A 2708-nucleotide genomic window follows, 5' to 3' on the forward strand; every position below is an offset into this window, starting at 1 on the left:
TCCATCACTATGTATACAAAAAAGGAATCAACCGTTATATTAGTGACCATATATCTAAAAAAATGGCCATATGTGAATTTGAAAATCCATAGACTCCCAACTATAAAGGGTCCAAATATGAGTGGTATGTCCCCTAGAAGCTTAGGATGAAGTCTTTTGTAAAACCAAAATAATTTTTTTTCATGAGCTATAAAGCTTTCCCCTAATGCTAAAAGATTAATACCTAAAGAAGAAAGGAAAAACTTTTTAAACGTTTGTTTTCCTAGGAGTGGAAGCGAAAACCACGGAACGATTAACATTCCGATTAAACAAAGTTTATAGCGTTTCATTTCACACACATTCCTTTTTTCTTTTTACCTTATCCTAAAAACATGATTTTATTTATAAAATCTTATATCTTGAGCAAACTACTCAGGATGCGATGTAGCACCCCAAGGCATCTAATTTTGTAACAGAAAAACCTACTGTACATGGGGTCAGTCCCGAGGTTCAGTAGGTTTTCCTGTATTTTAGATTGTATACGGTATACAAAGTTAGTTTATATAAAATATGTTACAGGTAGTAAAAAAACATAAATTAACAAATGTCTTTTTACTGAAGTAAATGGCGTTGAGCTAAAGCTTGATGAATACTGGAAACGACGGATAAGTCATCAAAATCAATTCCGATTTGGATAGCCGTTTGAGCGATTTCAGGTCGAATGCCTGAAAGTGTACAGGTTACACCAATTAATTTTAAAGCTTTGATTAATTGGAAGAGTTGATGGGCCACCATCGTATCGATAATCAGTACACCAGATAGGTCAATCAGTAGGTGCTTTACTTGTTGACTAGAACATTGTTGTAACGTATTTTCCATTACCTTCTGGGCTCGATCGGTATCAATATCTCCCACAAGAGGAAGAAGAGCAAGGTCTTCACTAAGGGAAATAACCGGAGAGCTTAATTCATAGATCATCTCTTTTTGAGCAGCTAAACGTTCTTCCGTATACTTATAGCTTTGTTCTGCGAAAGCTAGCATCACATAAGTGAAGTTATCAATAATCTTATGTTTCCATCTGTTAATCGTTTCTGGAGAATAGGTCTCGGGACTCTCCTCTACGAATTCTTTCACGTAATCTAGATACTGTTCTTGAATATTAAAGAACTCTCGTAATATCAAGTGATTGGGTGTACGTTGATGTTCTTGTTCCCCAGAAGTTTTACAAATCCATTCATCAAAAGAGGATAAGAACTCCTCTTCAGAACAAGATTCATCAAATACTCTACAAAAACGTACATGAAATTCATAATTTTGTTTCTTTACCATTTCAACACCTTTAGGATCATCCGACGCATATACGCCAGAGGAATCATCTTTATCTAAAGCTTCATACCACTGTTCTGTTAATAAGCGTGCTCTTTCTAGTAAAAAGTGATAGAGTGAATTGTTCTTATGCATAGTTGAATAATCTCCTTGTTATCATTCATTCTAAGGATTTAGATCTATAGTAAGTATATAGGTTATAGCCTAATTGTACCAATGATAAGAAAAAGAAAGAAGTTTACTCAGTTCTTATTTTTTCGAAAAAATAACTTAATTCCTTTCTTTTTCTTAATAATTAAATAAAACATCTTGTATAACCTATACACTTCTAGTTTACATTACACATAAATCTACCTCTAAAAGGAGTAACTTTTCCTGTGTTTATGACGAGGAGAAAAGGCGGGTATGCTATTAAGGTAAGTGACATATAGCTAAGGTACTATCCCATATAAGGAAGGAAAAGGAATGAACGATAAACAATCGATGTATGATTAGCTTATAAATCAACAAAATCAATTAAATGATGAAAAACTTCATATTTGGATGAATTATATGCTCTTTAGTTGGAGATGGTGGTTCGGTTTTCTCCTCATGGTTTTATTTATTGGTTTCTGGATAAAATTTAGAAAAAAAGAAAGTACGCACCGTCTTTTATATACAGGCCTCTTTATTGCCATCTTCTCTTCTTTCCTTGATATGATAGGGGACTTTTTAGGCTTATGGGATTATCGATATGAGGTATTACCTTTCACTCATAATTATTTTCCTTGGGACCTCATTGTATTACCGATTTCCATGATGACTTTTATTCAAATAAAGCCTCACGTTCGTCCCATTACAAAAGCCATTATTTATGCAGCCATTGCCTCTTTTGTAGGACTTCCTTTACTTACTTGGCTTGGTGTCTATAAACCCTTGCAGTGGAAATACATCTACTCATTTCCTATCTTAATTCTTATTTATATGGCGGCCTCTTACATTGCTTCTCGAGAAAAATTTAAAGAATTATAAAAGATGACGGTATCCTAAAAGAGCACCTTCTATATATCCCTTTACGTATAAATTCTCTTTACTTATCCATTCTAAAAATAAAACGTTTTGAAAAAGGAGGATACAATGAATTTTATATGGCAATCCGCCATTCTTATTTTAGCTGGTATTTTTTTATTACGAATTGCTGGAAGAAAATCGATTTCGCAAATGACACTACCTCAAACTGTCGTCATGATTTCTCTAGGTACAATTATTGTTCAACCCATTGTGGAAAAAAGTATGATGAAAGCCATTGGAGGAGCAGCTGTCTTTACTCTTGCTATTGTTGTTTTAGAATATATACAAGTAAAATCTAATGCATTCGAAAAGTTTTTGACAGGTAAATCGAAAACAGTAATCCAAAATGGACA

3 protein-coding genes are annotated in these 2708 nt (G+C 33.6%); 2 read left to right on the forward strand and 1 reads right to left on the reverse strand.

Translation table 11 applies throughout. The features are described from left to right. Positions 1–591: 591 nt before the first annotated feature. Positions 592–1440 carry an STAS domain-containing protein gene (locus B9N79_RS25705; RefSeq protein ID WP_046218420.1) on the reverse strand — a complete coding sequence of 283 codons (849 nt, stop codon included), beginning with the start codon at positions 1438–1440 and terminating at the stop codon, positions 592–594. Between the two features lie 417 nt (positions 1441–1857). On the opposite strand from B9N79_RS25705, the gene B9N79_RS25710 reads away from it, so the two are divergent. Continuing rightward, positions 1858–2316, forward strand: a complete 459-nt coding sequence (locus tag B9N79_RS25710) for a CBO0543 family protein (protein WP_123796591.1) — start codon at positions 1858–1860, stop codon at positions 2314–2316. 105 nt (positions 2317–2421) lie between these two features. Next, on the forward strand, positions 2422–2708 hold a 287-nt coding region (locus tag B9N79_RS25715), incomplete at its 3' end, for a DUF421 domain-containing protein (RefSeq protein WP_139814856.1).

Origin of the sequence: Priestia filamentosa (genome assembly GCF_900177535.1) — a bacterium.
GTDB lineage: Bacteria > Bacillota > Bacilli > Bacillales > Bacillaceae_H > Bacillus_I > Bacillus_I filamentosa.

Excerpts from the sequence above, each read along its gene's own strand:
- B9N79_RS25705 (WP_046218420.1), bottom strand. The coding sequence starts at position 1,440 with ATGCATAAGAACAATTCACTCTATCACTTTTTACTAGAAAGAGCACGC.
- B9N79_RS25710 (WP_123796591.1), top strand. The coding sequence starts at position 1,858 with ATGCTCTTTAGTTGGAGATGGTGGTTCGGTTTTCTCCTCATGGTTTTA.